Origin of the sequence: Seinonella peptonophila (genome assembly GCF_900129355.1) — a bacterium.
In the GTDB taxonomy this organism is placed as follows: Bacteria; Bacillota; Bacilli; order Thermoactinomycetales; family Thermoactinomycetaceae; genus Seinonella; species Seinonella peptonophila.
The window spans coordinates 1-18,538 of sequence record NZ_FQVL01000002.1 but is presented as its reverse complement, the minus strand read 5'-3'; the positions used below and the strand labels follow the sequence as shown (position 1 = coordinate 18,538).

6 protein-coding genes are annotated in these 18,538 nt (G+C 40.5%); 5 read left to right on the top strand and 1 reads right to left on the bottom strand.

Annotated features, from left to right (window positions below):
* Positions 1–584 precede the first annotated feature (584 nt).
* From ylqF to BUB71_RS04425, 3 genes are read left to right on the top strand one after another with little or no spacing between them, the layout of a single operon-like run.
* Positions 585–1,487, top strand: a complete 903-nt coding sequence (gene ylqF, locus BUB71_RS04435; protein ID WP_073152918.1) for a ribosome biogenesis GTPase YlqF — start codon at positions 585–587, stop codon at positions 1,485–1,487.
* Entirely contained in the window at positions 1,444–2,235 is a 792-nt protein-coding gene (locus tag BUB71_RS04430) for a ribonuclease HII (protein ID WP_073152915.1), read from the top strand. Before ylqF ends, BUB71_RS04430 begins: the two co-directional genes overlap by 44 nt.
* Positions 2,232–2,591, top strand: coding sequence for a YraN family protein (locus BUB71_RS04425; protein WP_073152911.1), 360 nt, complete (start codon positions 2,232–2,234; stop codon positions 2,589–2,591). The genes BUB71_RS04430 and BUB71_RS04425 overlap by 4 nt, the downstream gene beginning before the upstream one ends.
* 26 nt (positions 2,592–2,617) lie before the next feature.
* Here the strand turns inward: BUB71_RS04425 and ilvA are convergent, their stop codons facing one another.
* Positions 2,618–3,889 carry a threonine ammonia-lyase IlvA gene (gene ilvA, locus BUB71_RS04420; RefSeq protein ID WP_073152907.1) on the bottom strand — a complete coding sequence of 424 codons (1,272 nt, stop codon included), beginning with the start codon at positions 3,887–3,889 and terminating at the stop codon, positions 2,618–2,620.
* Between the two features lie 354 nt (positions 3,890–4,243).
* On the opposite strand from ilvA, the gene BUB71_RS04415 reads away from it, so the two are divergent.
* Together BUB71_RS04415 and BUB71_RS04410 are read left to right on the top strand one after the other, a co-directional pair.
* On the top strand, positions 4,244–13,975 hold the full coding sequence (locus BUB71_RS04415) for a non-ribosomal peptide synthetase (protein ID WP_073152903.1): 9,732 nt from the start codon (positions 4,244–4,246) through the stop codon (positions 13,973–13,975).
* Positions 13,976–13,979: 4 nt separating this feature from the next.
* Positions 13,980–18,538, top strand: a 4,559-nt coding sequence (locus BUB71_RS04410; RefSeq protein ID WP_139278982.1) for a non-ribosomal peptide synthetase, incomplete at its 3' end; no start/stop codon positions are given.

The following is an 18,538-nucleotide window of genomic DNA, read 5'->3' as shown; positions in this document are numbered from 1 at the left end:
AGTCTCCGCAGATAGATACCGAAGGAGGTGAGTTTCGCCCGACCTCGAAGGTTGACAGAAAGCAGCAGCCCCACATCCTACCCACGCCCGGATCAAAGCGTCACCGAGTACCACGATAACGAGTCGATCATGTGACATTGTCTACAATCCGGAAAGGGGCATTCTATCTGAATTGACCAAGAGTACTCCCGCTTCTATAAGCGGTGAGGTGAACGGTGCATGGTTAGGTATCTCTTTTGTGGGGATGTTTAGAACCACCAATTTTGTTAGAATAGCCCTATCCCTCTGAAAAATAGAGATATGAGGTTGTTGCTGGAAATGTTCAGTAACGTAAAATCTTCAACCACCTGGCTTACCGATGTTGCGAAAACCAAGCGAAAGTAGGGATTTTTCAGAGCAAACTTTGTTTTCACCTCAGGAACTGTGGATTGAGACTACTAAGATAACTGGTCATTAGACTGGTGTTCGTAGGAATCTACCACTTCTACAAGTAGTAGTAGTTCAATTTTTGTCTTAACTGTATAATAGATCTGATCTACCTCAAAATATTTACCTAATCAGGTAATGAAAGGAGGAGCGTTATCTTGAGTATTCAATGGTTTCCTGGACACATGACCAAAGCACGACGACAAGTAGAAGAGAAGTGTAAGTTAGTTGATATTGTTTTTGAGCTGCTTGATGCTCGATTGCCTGATTCGAGTAGAAATCCGATGATCCATGAAATTGTAAAGGATAAACCAAGAATCGTGCTTCTTAATAAAGCTGATTTAGCCGATCAAAAATGGAATGAGCGATGGATTAAAGAATGGAATGAACGGGGAGAAACACCACTTTTAATCGATGCGAAGACTGGCAAGGGAGTCGGACAGATCTCGAATTTAAGTGAAAAGGTATTAGAGACGAAGTTTGCTGCCCGTGCCAAAAAAGGAATTCGTTCACGGCAAATTCGAGCGATGATTCTAGGGATACCGAATGTTGGCAAATCATCATTGATTAATCGATTGGCGAAAAGAACGGCAACACAGACGGGTGATAGACCGGGTGTAACAAAAGCACAGCAATGGATACGCATTGGTAAAAGTATGGAGCTTTTGGATACACCGGGGATATTATGGCCGAAGTTTGAGGATCATTTAGTCGGTTTGCGCTTGGCAGCGAGTGGAGCCATTCGGGAAGAGATCTTGCCAGTTGAAGAAGTCGCTTTATTTGGGATTGAGTTTTTGCAACAGCATTATCCATCTGCGATTCAAATGAGATATCAGTTAGGTGATTTGTCTGCAGAGCCGATAAATCTTTTAGAACAGATTGGACAAAAACGAGGATGTTTACGTCGTGGTGGTGTGATCGATATTGAAAAAGCGGCTGAAATTTTTTTGCAGGACTTACGGGGAGGTCGTTTAGGACGAATTACTTTTGAGCGGCCTGATGAAGAGAGGATGAAAATTGAAGAAGAAAACAATCAACGAATTAAAAACTTGGATCAATGAGCAGGAGAGGCTCTCTAAAGAAGAAATAGCAATGTTGCAGACTGATAATCGTTCAGGTGTGCAAAAGTTACTCCTTTTATACCAGCGACGTATTGAGAAAGAAGTGCAGGAACAAAAACGATTGGCGAAAATGTATACATATGAAAGAGAAAAATTAAATATGGGCTACCGATTAATCGCTGGAATAGATGAGGCGGGACGGGGTCCATTAGCAGGTCCTGTAGTAGCCGCTGCGGTCATTTTACATCCAGATCAATCCATTATAGGTTTAAATGATTCAAAGAAATTAAGTCCTGAACAACGGGAGAAACTTCGAAAAGAGATCGAACAAAGCGCTATTGCCATTGGAGTTGGAATGGTGGATGCTTCAGAGATTGATCGCATCAATATTTTACAAGCAACTTATCAAGCAATGCGTCTTGCCATTCAGGCCTGTTCTCCTCAACCTGAATGTTTATTGGTAGATGCTGTACATATTCCTGCTCTTGAGATCGAGCAAACATCTTTAGTAAAAGGTGATCAATTAAGTCAATCCATTGCTGCAGCTTCAATTATTGCCAAAACTACACGTGATCAGTGGATGTGTGAACAAGCAGCAGAAGCATATCCAAAATATTGTTTTGATCAACATATGGGTTATGGCACACCGTTACATCTAGAATTATTAAAAAAATACGGTCCTTCCCCTATTCATCGATATAGTTTTGCGCCTGTGCGTCAATACGCTCAAAAGGGTACGCCATCATGACGAAACAGAGAAAGGCGATCGGTCGATATGGTGAGACGCTTGCTGCCTCTCACTTAGAGAAACTTGGATACCAAGTGATCGAACGAAATTGGACGTCTCGTTTGGGTGAGCTTGATATTATTGCGATCTCTGATAATCAAGTGATCATCTGTGAAGTTCGTACAACTACACAGACATATTTTGGCTATGGCTTTCAATCCGTTGATCGAAAGAAGCAACAAAAATTGCAACGGCTAGCCCTTCAATATGTGGCGGAGAAGGGATGGTCTCATCTGAATATCCGTATGGATGTCATCTCTGTTTTGCTGGATGGACAACGTAATTTAGTCGATTTGAAGCATATTCAAGGCATATAAAGAAACCTCCCATCTAGGAGGTTTCTTTATATGAATAAGTTGAAGAGATAAGGATCATTGGTGATTTCGATATAATGAATATTCCATTGTTCCATTCGTCTGATCAATGGTTCGTAGTCTTCACGTTGTTTTAACTCAATCCCAACAAGCGCAGGTCCACTTTCCTTATTATTCTTCTTTGTATATTCAAAACGGTTGATATCATCGGTAGGCCCTAAAACATGATCTAAGAATTCACGTAATGCACCGGCGCGTTGGGGAAAACGAACAATAAAGTAATGCTGTAATCCTTCATGAATCATAGAACGTTCTTTGATCTCTTGCATGCGATCAATATCGTTATTGCCCCCACTCACAACACAGACCACATTTTTCCCTTTGATCTCCTCACGGTAATAATCGAGAGCTGCAACTGGTAATGTGCCTGCTGGTTCAACAACGATAGCATTTTGGTTGTAGAGAGAGAGAATTGTACTACACACTTTTCCCTCTGGTACCAGGATTACATCATCCAATACATCACGACAAACTTCGAATGAAAGTTCGCCCACTTGCTGAACAGCAGCTCCATCGACAAATTTGTCAATAGAAGGTAGATTAACGACTTTTCCTTGATCGAGCGAACGTTTCATCGCAGGAGCGCCTGCTGGTTCTACGCCAATAATTTTACATTGAGGTTGAATACTTTTTAGATAAGAACCTACACCTGCTACAAGTCCACCGCCGCCAATGCTCATAAAAACGTAATCAAGTGGCTGGTGGATATCATTTATAATTTCCAGTCCGATTGTTCCTTGACCTGTAATTGTTCGATAATCATCAAAAGGATGTATAAAGGACAGATTTTCTTTTTCGCACAATTCTATCGCTTCGCGATAAGAATCATCAAATGTATCCCCTACAAGAATGACTTCAACATAAGAGCCCCCATAATGTTTTACTTGATTAACTTTTTGCCGAGGGGTCGTTGTTGGCATAAATATTTTTCCGGGAATGCCTATAAAACTACAGGAATAGGCAACTCCTTGTGCATGATTACCAGCGCTCGCACAGACAACACCACGCTGTTGTTCTTCATGTGTTAAACTTTGAATGTTATTGTAAGCACCTCTAATTTTGAACGATCTTACCACTTGCATATCTTCTCGTTTTAGATAGATATTAGCCTCATATTCTTGCGAAAGCACTTCATTTTTTTGAAGTGGTGTTTTTATAATGACATCTTTTAAGGCTTGATTTGCGATGATGATATCTTCGATCTTAACTCTACTCATCACTTTACTCATTGCTCGATTCATTCCCTTTCCCGTATCTTTAATAGTTCATTCTAACATAACTAAATCGAAAAAGAGTCAATTCTTTTTTCGAAGTTGTGTATTGTGAACTAATGGTTTGAACAAGAATAGAGGTTGAAAAAAAAGGCGAAAATTGTATAATCGAAAAGTATGAAAAAAACAATAAAATAAAAAGAAAATAAAAAGAGCAAATCGATTGACTACATCGAATCATCTCTCTTATAATATATTCTAGTTCTCTAAATGTTAATTTATTGAAAACTAACCTATTTGTTGATAATTGTCGAAAATAAGCCAAGAGCGTCTGATAATGTCGAAATAGAAAGAACAAGGAAAAACTTGCAAAGGGGGATCACAGTGGATCATCAAATATCACCATTGTCACATCCTGAAAATATGGTCGAGATCGCTCGTTGGCGAGCTGAAAATGAAGGGGATCGATGTGCTTATACGTTTCTAAGTGATGGAGATCAAGAAACTGAGTCAGTTTCATATAGAGAATTAGATAGAGAAGCTAAAAAAATAGCCGCATGGTTACAGCAATCAGTTGGAAAAGGTGAAGCTGTCCTGTTGTTATTTCATCAAGGATTAGACTTCATCCGAGCATTTTATGGATGTCTATACGCCGGAGTAATTGCTGTACCTGCTTATCCACCAGAAAGGAATAAACGTTTTCGTCGTTTACAAGCAGTTGCGAGTGATGCACAAGCGAAGTTAGCGTTATCCAATACAGCAGTGATGAAGCAATTTGATCTTGCTCAAGGCATGGAACATGACACGTTGAAATTACCTTGGTTCGCAATAGATCAGATTGAGGACACATGGGTAGATCATTGGATCGAAAGATCTATCGAACCGAATTTAGTTACATACCTTCAATATAGCTCTGGTTCAACAGGAAATCCCAAAGGCATACAAGTTACACATCAGAATCTAATTGCAAATTCAGAAATTATCCGTACTCGACTCGAGCATACAAAAGAAGATGTAAGTGTCTCTTGGTTACCCATCTTTCACGATCTTGGGTTAATTGGTTGCGTGATTCAGCCGATGTATGTCGGGTTTCATGGCGTCTCTTTATCGCCATATCAATATGTAGTAGAACCATTTCTTTGGTTAAAGGCGATCCATCGTTATCGCGGTACAACGACTTGCAGTCCTAATTTTGGCTTTGATTTATGTGTTCGCAAAACAACACCTGAGCAACGTGCACAACTAGATTTGAGTTGTTGGAGAGTGGCGGTAAACTGTGCAGAACCGGTACGACAAGAAACCCTAGAGCGATTTACCAAGACTTTTGCTCCATATGGATTTCGCCCACAAGTACATTATCCAATGTATGGAATGGCTGAGACGACTCTTTTTATATCTGGTGGAAAGGTATCTGAAGAGCCGAACACTTTATTTGTCGAAAAAGAGCAATTGGAGCAAGGGAATATTCAGATTACTGGTCTAAGTGAAAATAGTCAGTCATTTGTTAGTTGTGGCCCGATTGGAGAGGGTTATGAGCTGAAACTGGTTCACCCACATACATTAGAAGAAGTGGAAGAAAACGAAATTGGCGAAATTTGGGTGAAAGGATTAAGCGTTGCAACTGGTTATTGGAAACGTCCTGAGCAAACTGCTGAAGATTTTCATGCTTATTTGGGGAAAGAAGGTCCTTTTTTACGTACAGGAGATTTAGGATTCATCTATCAAGGCGAGCTTTACTTAACAGGTCGCTTTAAGGATCTAATCATTATTCGCGGTAAAAATCATTATCCACAAGACATTGAGCAAACCGTTGAATCAGTTTCATCGAAGATTCGACCTGGCTGTGGAGCAGCTTTTTCCGTTGAACGTTCTGGTCAAGAAGTATTAGTAGTCGTACAAGAAGTTCGGGATCATATACCAGATGAAGATCTAGACCATATAGCGGAGTCGATTTCTCGACAAGTAGCTGCTGAACATGGAGTTCCTCTTTATGAGTTAGTCCTGCTCGCAGAAAATAGAGTGACGAAGACATCGAGTGGCAAAATTCAAAGGCGAGCGTGTAAAGCTGCATATCTCAATGAAGAGTTAACAGGCATTCGTTATCAAAGGAACTGGAGACACGAGGAGACAAATTGTTCGCGAAAAGAAGAGGTTATTCGCTTTGATCAATTAGATCAAGATCAGTTGCTTTTTTTGATTCAGCAACTATTTGTTCAAATTTTGCCTAATGGTCGGTTTGACCCATCTAAGTCAATACGTGTACAAGGTTGCGACTCCATTCAGGTTTTACAATTAAAGCATTTGCTTGAGCAGCAGTTGCAGATCCGCTTATCTTTTGATCTTTTCTTGTCGGATGATTCAGTAATGAACTTGGTCGAACAAATCCTATTAAACATATCGTCTAAAGATGGACAAGCGATTGCACATGTACCGCAATTAAATCAAAACGCAAATCTATATCCACTCTCAAAGAATCAATCTGCTCTTTGGTACTTACATCAGTTACATCCTGAGAATCGTGCCTATCATTTACCAATTGCTTTTCAGGTGGAAGATGAGCTAGATGAAAAACAGTGGCGAATATCAATTCAACAATTAGTAAATCGCCATCCCGCATTGCGTACGGTGTTTGATGAAGATGTAGAAGGATATCCTTGCCAACGAGTGTTAGCATCACAAGTGGCTAATGCACAAGTAATTCAAATTAATGAGTGGACGGAAGAAATGCTAAAAGCATCTCTTAAAGAGGAGGCTTGGGCTCCATTCGATTTGCAAGAAGGCCCCTTATTTCGTGCTCGATTGTTTAAAGGTTCTGATCAAGCCATCATTCTTTTTGTCCTTCATCATATGATTAGTGATCTTTGGTCAATCGATCTGCTAATAAATGAGTGGGAACTCTTATACTCGCAGAAATACGAATCATTGACTGAGTTGGATTATGGATATGCAGATTATGTTTTTTATGAACAGCATGAAAAAGAGAGTAGGGAAAGAGAGGAAGCGAAGAAATATTGGGCTCAAGAATTAAAAGGTGATTTACCGATACTCTCGCTACCTTTCGATTATGAGCGTCCGAAGCAACAGTCATTTCAAGGGGCTAAAATATATCGATCTCTCGATCAAAATCTACATCAACAAATATATGATTTCTGTAGTCGTCACCAAGTGACACCGTATGTATTCTTTTTAACACTTTATCAAGTGATGCTTTCACATTATGCAGGTCAAGACGATATTTTAGTCGGTTCCCCTGTTTCAGGTCGTGAAATGGTTGAATGGGCAGATTTGGTCGGTTATTTTGTTCAACCGATGGTCATTCGCGGACAGATTGAAAAACAGCTATCATTTTGTAAATTATTCAAACAAATCAAGTCAAAAGTAGATAAAGCTTTCCAGTATCGTCATCTATCTTTAGCTGAAATATTGGAGCAGAAACAGATTGAGCGAAATGAACAACTTTCACCGTTATTTCAGACCATGTTTGTTTTTGAACAAAGCCCTTCATTAGAACGAGCAGTACCTGCTATGGCATTAGGTGTTGATCAAGTTCCCTTTACAGTGGGTGGAATCAATTGCAAAACATATTCAATAGATGAACAGACATCGCAATTTGATCTCAGTTTTCTACTAGCTGATTTAGGCAAGGAGTTTGCATTATGTCTACAATATGATACAAAACTATTCCGCAAACAGACAGCAGATCGCATGTTAGAAAGTTTAATGGTTCTGGTGGAGCTTGTACTTAGGAATCCAGAACAATTAATAGCAGATTGTACAATTATCCCAAAGGATGAACAAAACAGATTATTACAATTAGCAGGATATCAAAATGAAGAAGATATCTGCACCACATTGCCACAACTGTTTGAGATGCAGGTTAAACGAACGCCCCAACATATCGCGCTAAGGTGTGCAGGTGAAGCCTATTCATATCAAGAGTTAAACCGAAGAGCGGATCAGCTCGCATATTATCTGCTAAAGCAAGGCTACAATGCTGATGATTTGATAGGTATATGTTGTGATCGTTCTTGGGAAATGGTAGCCGGAATATTGGCTGTTTTAAAATTAGGTGCTGCTTATGTACCGATTGATCCATCCTATCCCCTGCAACGCATTCGTTATATGATCGATGATGCCAATATAGCTACCACTTTAACGACATCGCGAATTGAGTATCAACAATTGCTTCCAACTGACAGTCCATGTATTGTACTAGATCAAGAATGGGCAGAGCTTAAACAGCAACCAGAAGGACAGTTGGAACCTATGAAAGATGCTCATCGTTTAGCATATATCATCTATACTTCCGGTTCGACAGGAATGCCAAAAGGTGTTGCGATCGAGCATGCTCAGGCTGTGAATTTAGTCGCTTGGGCTCATCAGACTTATACAAAAGACGAGCTAGTGGGCGTGTTATTTTCAACTTCAATCTGTTTTGATTTATCCATCTTTGAACTGTTTGTCCCATTATCAATGGGAGGAACTTCGATCCTAATCAATGATGGTACGCAATTGATCGATTCTGTAGATCGAGAATATGTCACACTTGTGGATGTTGTTCCCTCCGTTGCAATGGAATTACTTCGTACGGAAGCTTTGCCTAAAACAGTGAAAGTGGTCAATCTTGCAGGTGAAACATTATCAAATCGATTGGTGCAGAAACTCTATCAAATTTCGCATATCAAGAAGATTTATAACCTATATGGACCATCCGAATGTACAACCTATTCTACATTCGCATTGACTAAAAAAGGCGCAAACTGTCCACCGAGCATTGGCCGCCCGATTCGCAATACACAGCTTTATATTTTTGATGAATATGGAAATTTGGTGCCCCAAGGAGTAGTAGGAGAATTATATATTGGTGGTTCAGGTGTGACGCGAGGTTATCTAAATTGGGAGGAGTTAACAGCACAGCGATATATTGATCATCCCTCATATGGTCGACTTTACCGAACGGGTGATTTGGTACGCTGGGATTCTAATGGAGAATTACAAATCATTGGAAGGATTGATAATCAAGTAAAGCTGCGCGGCTTCCGTATCGAACTCGGAGAAATTGAAGCAGCAGTCGATCAATTTAAATCGGTGAAAAATGCTGTTGTGATTGTACGAGAGCAACGATTACTTCTTTATTTAGTTTGGGATGATTCGGCTCAGTCATTGACTGAAGATTTAATACAATTTATGAGTGAACGATTACCTAGCTATATGATACCAGATCAAGTTATTGTACTAGAAACCATGCCGCTCACACCAAGTGGGAAGATTAACCGAAAAGCCCTTCCTGATCCGGTCTTTGTCTCGAGTGATGAGGAGAGAAAACTGCCACAAACGCCAGTTGAACAGCGATTATGGGAGATTTGGTCTACATTATTACCAACAAAAGATTTGAGTACTGAAGTTAGCTTTTTTCAGTTGGGTGGTCACTCCTTATTAGCGATGCGTTTGATTGCAGCAATTAAAAAGGAGTTTCAAATTACACTTTCTGTTCGTGATTTATTTCAGTATTCAACGATTACAGCATTAGCAACTCGCTTAACAACGATTAACAAACAAATGAATCGGTCGATACCTGTACGTAGTCAGCGAGAAGAAGCTCCTTTGTCTTATACACAACAACGATTATGGTTTCTTGATCGATTTATGTCAGAAAATCGAGAAGTATATAATGTACCTGCCGCCTTTCAAATCGAAGGGATCAGACTTGAAGCTTCTCTCATGCAGCGGTGTGTTGATCGCTTGATCCAACGTCATGAGATATTACGTACAACATTCATTGAACGCGATGGCATTGGGCAACAAATCATTCATCAAACTTGGCAAGTTCCTATCGATGAAGTTGATCTTCAAGCATTATCAGATGAAGAAAAGCAACATGCTATGATGCAATATATGCAGGAGCAGATTGATACTCCTTTTGCGTTAGAACGGGAAGCATCTATTCGATTTTCATTGATTCGCTTAAATGAGCAAAGTTCTGTCCTATTTTTTGTGGGTCATCATATGGTCATCGATGGCTGGTCTGTTCAGTTGATTATCAATGAATTATCAGAGTATTATGAGACGCTATTAAATGATGCACAAATCGAGCTGGATCATCTGCCCATTCAATTTGCAGATTTTGCTGTTTGGCAACGAACAGAAGCGGCAACCGCTGCACGAAAACCGGCAATTGAGTATTGGCGTAAGCAATTGGCAAATCCACCATCAGCTTTGCAATTACCGTCTGATCGTCCACGCCCACCTGTTCAGACTTATCGTGGTGGTGTGAAAAAGAAGCTTTGTTCAAATGATTTCACAAATCAAATCAAGCGATTTTGCCAGCAAGAGAATGTAACTCTTTTTATGACGTTATTAACGGGATTACAGGCTTTATTATATCGTTATACGGGTCAAAATGATCTTTGCATTGGAAGTCCAGTAGCTGGAAGAGAAAATCACCAAGAGTTAGAACAGTTGGTGGGTTCTTTTATTAATCCTTTAGTATTTCGGACTAAAATTTCGCCTGCAAGTCAATTTCGCCAACTTTTACAACAAGTGAAAGAGACAGCTCTTGCTGCTTATGAACATCAGACTGTACCTTTTGAGCAATTGCTTGAGGAATTAAAAATTACCCGTGATCTCAGTCACACCCCCCTTTTTCAAGTGATGTTGGTTTTACAAAATACACCGATTGTGATGCATCAGCTAAAGGACGGGGAAGTAAGACAGCTTTCTGTTTATGGTCAGACAGCAAAGTATGATGTAACGCTGTTTGTAACCGAGACGGATGCTGGACTTGAGTTGGTATTGGAATATAATCGAGATCTTTTTGATGTTGAGACGATGGATCGTTTTCTTCTTCATTTTGAACAGATCATGCAAATCATGATCAATCAACCAAAGCAGAGAATTGATCGTTGTTCATTGCTTTTAGCTGAGGAAAGAGCATTGATTTCTCAATGGAATCGATCAGAAACAATTGCTGAAATGAGCTATTCATCCATTCATCAATGGATTGAAGCACAAGTAGAAAAGGCTCCAATGCAAATCGCCGTTCGCGACCGACATCATGCTTATACATTTCAGCAGCTTAACGAGCGAGCAAACCGATTAGCACGATATCTACGACAGTTAGGGGTGTGTGAGGAAACATTTGTTGGTATTTGCCTAACACGTTCAGTTGAAATGATTGTTGCAATGTTAGCAGTGTTAAAAGCTGGAGCTGCATATGTTCCTCTTGATCCGCAATACCCAGCAAAACGGATTACCTATATGACGAAGGATGCCGAGTTAAAAGTTGTGCTCACCGAGCAAAGCTGCTTGCAAAATCTACCTTCTGAACTGACATTCGTATGCTTGGAAGATAAAGAGAATTGGCAGACATTACCTAAGGGAAATCTTGACATACCTACTAAGAAAGAACAATTATCCTACTTGATCTATACATCTGGATCAACTGGTAAGCCAAAAGGAGTCATGATCGAACATCGAAATGTATTAGCTTTGATACACTGGGCCCTTTCTACATATGAGAAAAGAGAACTTGCTGGTGTACTTGCATCTACATCGATCTGTTTTGATCTATCTATCTTTGAAATCTTCGTTACACTTTGTGGGGGAGGGATGGTCTGTATTGCTGAGAATGCGCTTGAACTGCCAGATCTTCCATATCGGGAACAGATCACTTTGGTAAATACCGTTCCATCTGCTGCAAGTGAATGGGTAAGACATCAGACATTATCAACATCGATTCGCGTTATAAATTTGGCTGGGGAGCCATTGTCCCAGACATTGGTCGATCAACTATATCAATTCGACCATGTTGAGAAAGTATTCAATCTATATGGCCCGTCTGAAGATACGACATATTCAACTTTTGCTTTGATTGAACGATCTGAACGAAGTAGCCCAGTAATTGGGCGGCCGATTAATCAAACCCAGGTTCATGTGCTTGATCGATTCCTCCAACCTGTTCCACTTGGAGTTGTAGGTGAATGTTATCTTTCCGGTGAAGGGGTTGCTCGAGGGTATTGGAGACGCGAGGATATCACAACAGAGCGATTTGTGACCAATGCAGAAGGAGTTCGCCTTTATCGAACAGGTGATTTAGTAAGATATCGCAATGATGGTCAACTTCAATTTTTGGGTAGAGTTGACTTTCAAACAAAGATACGCGGTTTTCGCATTGAGTGTGGAGAGATTGAAGAGGCATTACGCCGTCATGAATTGGTTCGGGATGCTGTTGTCATAACTGTAGAGGATGAACGAGGAAAAAGACTTGCCGCTTATATGGAATTACAAATGGAAGCGGATCGTGGAGTAACAGATTGGAGAGCTTTTTTAAGAAAATTATTACCCGAATATATGATACCTTCCCATTTCGTAGAATTATCTGCATTTAGGCTTACGCCAAATGGAAAGATCGATCGAAATCAATTACCAAAGCCAGATCAAGTGTTGCAGCATAAAAAGAAACACAGTCATCCAAGAAATCATATTGAAGAAACTTTGAAGAATATTTGGCAGGAAGTCCTACAAGTGGAACAAGTAAGCATACATGATCATTTCTTTGAATTAGGTGGAGATTCGATTTTGATTTTACAGGTAATAGCCAAAGCGAAGGCAGAAGGATTGAAATTAACACCTAAACACTTTTTTGCGGCTCCAACGATAGCTGAGTTAGCTGTATTGGCAAAAGAACACATAGCAGTGCAAGCTGAACAAGGATTAGTTGAAGGTGATTTGTCTCTAACTCCAATCCAAACATGGTTTTTCTCACAACAAATTCCAAACCGACATAACTGGAATCAATCTGTCTGGTTTGAGCTCGATGCAAATGTGACGAGTGAACAAGTAGAGCAGGTGATTCAATTTTTAGTTCAACACCATGATGCGCTTCGACTGCGGTTTTATAAAGAAGATGACAGTTGGAAAGCAAAGTATACATCGGCTGAGGAAGAAGAGCTGATTCAGTTATATGCTGGAGAAGGAGAATGGAAAACAAAACTAAATGAAGTGCAATTGGAATTGGAAGGTCAGTTAAATATAGAGCAAGGTCCACTATTGAAAATCGGCTTGGTTCGATTCGAGAAGCTTCAGAAACAGTATCTGGTCTGGGTCATTCATCATTTGGTAGTCGATGGTGTTTCATGGAGGGTGTTGCTAGAAGATTTTGCAACGCTAAGTGAACAATTATTAATGAATCAAATGATGAAGCTACCTGAAAAATCAAGTTCATTCAAACAATGGTCAACATTATTACGAAGTGATAGCCAGCAAGAGAAAATTGAACAAGAACGTGATTTTTGGCAAAAACAGTTACAAACAGCATCATCTCAAATGGTGGAAAATGCTCAGTTCAATATAGATTCAATGACTGATTCAATCAAATTTTCATGTTCCGAAGCAGAAACAAGTCGGCTTATAACGGAAGTGCCCGTTCGTTTCCGGGCAAAATTGATGGAAATTTTACTCGCTGCTTTGATGCGTGCATATCACAGTTGGTCTAGAGAAGATCATTTATTGGTTCATTTAGAAGGACATGGTCGTGAAACATTAGATGAGAATGTAGATCTTTCTCGGACTGTTGGTTGGTTTACTTCCATTTATCCTTTGCTATTAGGAACAGATGGTCAATATGAGATGGCAACAATATTGCGCTCGATCAAAGAACGATATCGGCAAATCCCTCAAAATGGTATTGGATATGGAATGTTGCGATACCTCAAACAAGACAGCTTACTACAGGAACTTGAGAGATTTCCTGCTCTGATGAGCTTCAATTATCTCGGACGCTTCGACTTGTCCGTCGCAAAGTCTTCTGTTGTAAAAGAGTGGATTCAATTTCTAGGACCCAGTCGCCGTCAAGAGAATGTTCGACCGCATTTGATTGATGTGACAGGTATTCAACTTGGTAACGAATTAAAATGGGAGTTTCTATATAGTCGCAACACTTTCACGAGTGAATCTATCAAACAACTAGGGCAAGCATTTATGGAAGGGTTACGCTGGTTTATCAACCAATCCTCGCCCGACCCAACAAGTTTTAATCCCTCTGATTTTCCGCAAGCAAGGCTGAATCAATCTGAGTTATCGAAAGTGCTAGCGAAAATCAGTCAGAGAAAGGGCTGAATTGATGGTGATGGAAGACCTTCAGGATTTATATGAGTTGACACCTGCCCAGCAAGGGATCCTATTCCATGCACTTTATGAGGAAAATATGGGTGTCTATCTGAATCAGATTTGCTTTACGCTTCGAGGAGAGGTAGACCTACCAGTCTATCAACAAGCTTGGAGAACAGCAATTGACAAGTTTTCGGTTTTACGGACGGCATTTATGTGGGAAGAACTCCAGCAACCTTTGCAAATTGTTTGGCAACGCGCAGACCTTCCTTGGCATGAAGAAGATTGGCGATCCTATTCATCAGCACAGCAAGAGAAGAAATGGCAACAACTGATGCAGGAAGATAGGAGAAGGGGCTTTTCATTGGATCGCCCCCCTTTGATGCGTATATCCATTATTCGAATGGATGAAGAACAGTATCAGGTGTTGTGGACTTTTCACCATTTAATTTTGGATGGTTGGAGCTTTTCCCTACTTTTGCAAGAAACATGTTACTACTATCAACAGCTTCTTCAACAACAGTGTGTTGAAGAGATTCCAGAACAATCATTTCGAGATTATGTAGCTTGGATACAGCAACAGGATCAAGCATCAGCTGAGAGATTTTGGAAAGAACGCTTAGCGACTGTGACGGAACCAACCTTTCTTCCCGTACAACCTAATCGGTATTTGTCTGAATCCCAGCCATCCATGCTTTTTGCTACTTTTGAAGAATGGCTGGATGAGGAATGGACGAAACAGCTAGAAGAAGTAGCCAGACGTCATCAATTAACTCTAAACACATGGATTCAGGGTGCTTGGGCATTATTGTTAAATCGTTATACAAGTCAGGAACAAGTACTATTTGGCACTACTGTTTCAGGTCGTCCTGTCGATTTAGATCGATTTGAATCGATGATTGGCATGTTTATTAACACTTTGCCTTCATTGGTAAGGGTTGAACCAGGTAAGACTGTTCTCGATTGGCTCAAAGAGCTGCAGCAACAGCAAGCCGAAGCAAGAGAATATGAGTATACATCTTTAGTCGATATTCAATCATGGAGCCAACTGCCACAAGGAACATCTATGTTTGAATCGTTAATCGCCTTTGAAAATTATCCACTTGAGCAGTTTCATGCGGGAAATGTTCGAATTGAAGGGCTTTATGCAGTAGAACGAACCAATTTCCCATTTAATTTATTGGTCGTTCCTGGCAGACGGATGTTATTCAAATGGTCATGGGATCGTAGCAAATTTGCTGACTCAGCCATTCGGCGATTAATTAGTCATTTTGTTCATCTTCTACAGCAAATGATCAAAAATCCAACGGGATTGCATTTGGAACAAATCCAGCTATTATATCCAGATGAGTTGAGACAATTTCATGAATGGGATGGAGAAAAGCTACCCTATTCGCAACATTCTATGCTTCATCATTTGATTGAAGAGCAGGTGGATCAGGCCCCTGATCAGATTGCTCTAATCGACCAAGCACACCAGATCACTTATCAAGAATTAGACGAACGAGCAAATCGAGTTGCAGGACAATTGCTATCTTCAGGTGTTCTTCCTGAGGAAAGAGTAGGGATTTGTTTACATCGCTCCATTGATATGGTGGTTGCAATTCTTGGTGTTTTAAAAGCAGGTGCCGCATATGTTCCACTAGATCCTGCATATCCCGAAGAACGTGTTCGGTATATGTTGGAAGATAGTGCAGCTGTTGTGCTATTAACGGAAAAATCACTGCTCAATCGTTTCTCTGACCTTGAATTGGAGCAATACTGCTTAGACGACGAAATGCTTTGGTTAAACATTCCAAGTGTCCGACCCCGCTTAGAATTGAACCCTGAACAGTTAGCCTATATTATTTATACCTCAGGTTCAACGGGTAAGCCAAAAGGCGTGATGATCGAGCACCGAAATGCAGTCTCCTTTATCAGTTGGGCTCATCAGGTCTTTAGCCAACAGGAGCTTGGGGGCGTCTTAGCTGCTACCTCTATCTGTTTTGACCTGTCTGTTTTTGAGTTGTTTGCTCCTTTAAGTTGTGGTGGGAAGGTAATCATTGCTGACGATATCTTACAGCTCCCTCAGTTGAAGGGTCGAGAGTTGGTTACATTACTAAATACTGTTCCTTCAGCGATGGCCGAATTGTTGAGAATGGAAGTGATTCCCCCCCAGGTCATGACGGTAAATTTAGCAGGTGAGCCGCTTCCTACGGATATAGTTCGGCAATTATATGAGCGGGAATCGATTCAGCATGTATACAATCTATATGGACCCTCAGAGGATACAACTTATTCTACCTTCTATTTAGTACCTAAAGGTCGTGAGCTGGCTCCTGCTATTGGTAGATCTATTGCGAATTCAAGCGCATATGTGCTTGATCAGTATCAACAGCTCTTACCCATTGGAGTGCCTGGTGAGCTGTATTTAGGGGGACATGGTGTAGCCCGTGGATATCGGAACCAACCTCAATTAACAAAAGAGAAGTTTATCATTCATTCGGAATTCGGTCGGTTATATCGAACTGGCGATCTTGTGCGTTGGAATGAGGATGGACAACTTGAATTTTTGGGTCGTATCGATCATCAGGTGAAGATTCGCGGGTACCGGATTGAATGTGGTGAGATTGAGGCCTTGCTCAGACAACATGAAGCAATTCACGATGTGGTGGTGGTGGCTCGTAACGATGTTGGTATTGGGCAACAATTAGTCGCTTATCTCACAGGTGAGGATCATTTGGTAGATTGGACTGAGTATCTCCGTCAGTATATACCTGATTATATGGTACCTGCATTTTTTGTTACTTTGGATGAACTACCCTTAACACCAAATGGAAAAGTGGATCGCAAGGCGCTGCCCAAACCTCAACAACAAGGATCTTATTCGCAAGAAGAGTTAACAACGGTGGAACAGTTAATACGTGATATTTGGAAAACAGTTTTGCCCATTTCACCACAAGGGAAACAGAGTCATTTTTTTCAACTTGGTGGTCATTCACTATTAGCAACTCGCGTTGTTGCACGAATGAATGAAGTATTTCAACTAAAGATGCCGCTGCGCGTTCTATTTGAGGCACCCACGATTGAACAATTGGCAATGGCTGTTGAGAGTGAGATGCGTACAGCAGAGAAGACAGCATTACCCACTGTTGAAAGAGTCGATTGTTCAAAACCGATTCCCGCTTCTTTTGCACAGCAGCGAATATGGTTTTTCGAACGTTTTATTCCAGGGACTTCTGTTTACCAAATCCCTTATGCATTGGAGCTAAATGGGAAGCTAGATGTAGCTGTCTTAGCAAGTAGCTGTCAAATGTTGACGAACCGGCATGGGTCTTTACGTACTACATTTGTTGAACAAGATGGTGAGTTGTTCCAGAAAATAAACGAAGAGATCACTTTACCTCTGACGATGACGGATTTGCGTGTAACTTCAGATCCAGAGATCGCTACATTGCAGGCAATCCAGCAAGAAATGGAGCAAGGTTTCTCACTTGAACAAGGTCCACTCTTTCGCTTACATCTGTTTCGGACTGGGGAACAAAGTTGGATTTTCTTTGTATTATTTCACCATATCATTGCTGATGGCTGGTCTTTAAATGTCTTTAAAAAGGAATTATTTTCGATTTATCAAGATCTTCTTGTTGGAAAAGAACCTGCTATACAAGAAGAGGAATGGCAATATACTGATTTTGCCGTTTGGCAGAGAAAATTATCAAGTACAGGTGCTTGGCAGCAACAATTGGACTATTGGAAACAGAAGTTAGCAAATACCCCAGTACTTCAATTGCCGCTTGATCATCCGCGTTCTGCTGAGCAGACATTTACTGGAGCTAGCTTTGATTTATCGATACCAAACGCTTGGATTGGGCAACTGGAAAAGCTGGGTCGCACAGAAGGTGCTACGCTATTTATGATTTTATTAGCAGCCTTTCAAGTATTACTTGCTCGTTTGAGTGGTCAAAATCAATTTGCGATTGGTAGCCCCATTGCAAACCGAAGTCAAGTTTGGATGGAGAAGTGTATCGGTTTCTTTGTGAATACACAAGTATACCGCACGAATTTGTCGTTTGATTGGGATTTTCGAGAACTGGTTGCCCAGGTTCGTAAAACTGCTTTAGAAGCATATGAGCATCAAGATGTTCCTTTTGAGCAAATTGTCGATGAACTACAACCTGAACGAAGTTTGACATATTCGCCGCTCTTTCAGGTGATGTTTGCCCTACAAGAGCAAAATCAGTCCTTTGAGTCCATTTCGAACCTAAAAGTAAGCACTTTTTCAATTCCTCAAACAACTGCTAAATTTGATTTATCGTTGATTGTGACTGAAGAAGATGGTGAATGGAGAGGGATCTTTGAATATAATTCAGATTTGTTCACTGTTGAAACAATTGAACGAATGAGTCGTTTGTATCGACAATTATTACAAGAAATTATTCAAAATCCAAATCAATCGATTGGGAAATACTCATTTCTCCAACCATTCGAGCAGAGACAATTACAACAATGGAATCAAACAACGGTCCCCATCTTAGAGTCTAATCTCTTAGCACCATTATGGGATCGTGTTTGTCAGCATCCAGAAGCGGAAGC

Excerpts from the sequence above, each read along its gene's own strand:
- BUB71_RS04425 (WP_073152911.1), top strand. The coding sequence starts at position 2,232 with ATGACGAAACAGAGAAAGGCGATCGGTCGATATGGTGAGACGCTTGCT.
- ilvA (WP_073152907.1), bottom strand. The coding sequence starts at position 3,889 with ATGAATCGAGCAATGAGTAAAGTGATGAGTAGAGTTAAGATCGAAGAT.